We start from the raw sequence: 1,340 nt of genomic DNA, 5'->3' as shown, positions 1-1,340 counted from the left end.
GCGGCGGGCCGGGGGGGGGGGGGGGGGGGGGGGGGCGGGGGCGTCCCCCCCCCCCCCCGCCCCCCCCCGCCCCCCCGCCCCCCCCCCCGCGCCGCATACCGTACGGGGTGCTTGGTTGTTCTTCGCTCCTTCCCCCGAACGGAATGGAACCGGTCATGCGCTACGCAGTCCTCGGCACCGGGATCGTCGGCCGCACGGTCGCCGCCCGCCTCGCCTCCCTCGGCCACGAGGTGGTGATCGGCACCCGGGACACCGGGGCGACCCTCGCCCGCACCGAGTACGCAGAATGGCAGCAGGCCCACCCGCAGGTCGGCCTCGCCTCCTTCGCGGACGCCGCGCGCCACGGCGACACCCTGGTCAACGCCACCGGCGGGCAGGTCAGCGTGACCGCCCTGAAGGAGGCGGACGCCGAACACCTCGACGGCAAGGTGCTGATCGACATCGCCAACCCGCTGGACTTCGCGCAGGGGTTCCCGCCCACCCTCGACCCCGTCGACGACGACAGCCTCGGGGAGCTGCTCCAGCGGACGTTCCCGCGGCTGCGGGTGGTCAAGACGCTGAACACGATGAACTGCCGGATCATGGTCGATCCGGCCCGGGTGCCGGGGGAGCACACCGTGTTCGTTTCGGGCGAGGACGCCGACGCCAAGAAGTCCGTACGCGAACTGCTGCACTCCTTCGGCTGGCCGGAGACGAGCGTCATCGACCTCGGCGGCATCGAGACGGCGCGCGGCACCGAGATGCTCCTGCCGATCTGGCTGCGTCTGATGGGCGCCCTCGGCCACGCGGACTTCAACTTCCACATCCAGAGCGCCCCGCAGCCCACCGACTGACGCACCGTCCGCCGCGTCCGTCCCGGATGGCCGCCGAGATGTTGCCGGTCCCCGGGGCCGCGCCGAGTGTGGGCCCTGACGGAAGGAGTCAGGCATGAGAGTCATGCTCAGGGCCCACATCGACACACCCGCCGGCAACGAGTCCATCAAGACCGGTGCCATGCCCCACACCATGAAGAAGCTCATGGACCAGCTCAAGCCGGAAGCCGCCTACTTCGGACTCTCCGAGGGCGTGCGGACCTGCTGGATCGTCTTCGACATGCAGGACAGCGCGAAGATGCCGCCGCTGCTCGAAGGCCTGTTCATGGAGATGCACGCGGAGATCGAGATCAGCCCGGTGATGGACGCCCAAGGGCTGGAGCAGGGGCTGCGGGAGCTGGCGGGGGGCTGAGGCGCGGTCCCCGGCCGGGGGGGGGGGCCCGCCGCCCCCGCGGCGCGCGCGCGCCCCCCCCCCCCCCCCCCCCCCCCCCGCTGACACACAAACACACCCACACACACACACACTCC

2 protein-coding genes are annotated in these 1,340 nt (G+C 72.4%); both read left to right on the top strand.

Going from position 1 to position 1,340, the window contains the following annotated elements; translation table 11 throughout:
• The first annotated feature begins 155 nt into the window (after nucleotides 1-155).
• Complete coding sequence (locus tag ACFXA3_RS42655) at nucleotides 156-833, top strand: NADPH-dependent F420 reductase (protein WP_385196945.1); 678 nt, start codon at nucleotides 156-158, stop codon at nucleotides 831-833.
• Between the two features lie 94 nt (nucleotides 834-927).
• The gene (locus ACFXA3_RS42650) at nucleotides 928-1,224 is read left to right on the top strand and encodes a hypothetical protein (protein WP_385196942.1); all 297 of its coding nucleotides are present in this window, start codon (nucleotides 928-930) and stop codon (nucleotides 1,222-1,224) included.
• Nucleotides 1,225-1,340: the final 116 nt, after the last annotated feature.

Origin of the sequence: Streptomyces sp. NPDC059456 (assembly GCF_042750055.1) — a bacterium.
In the GTDB taxonomy this organism is placed as follows: domain Bacteria; phylum Actinomycetota; class Actinomycetes; order Streptomycetales; family Streptomycetaceae; genus Streptomyces.
This window is presented reverse-complemented; position numbering and strand designations above follow the sequence as displayed.

Bases quoted from the DNA above. Each gene is read 5' to 3' on its own strand.
- ACFXA3_RS42650 (WP_385196942.1), top strand. From the start codon at position 928: ATGAGAGTCATGCTCAGGGCCCACATCGACACACCCGCCGGCAACGAG.
- ACFXA3_RS42655 (WP_385196945.1), top strand. From the start codon at position 156: ATGCGCTACGCAGTCCTCGGCACCGGGATCGTCGGCCGCACGGTCGCC.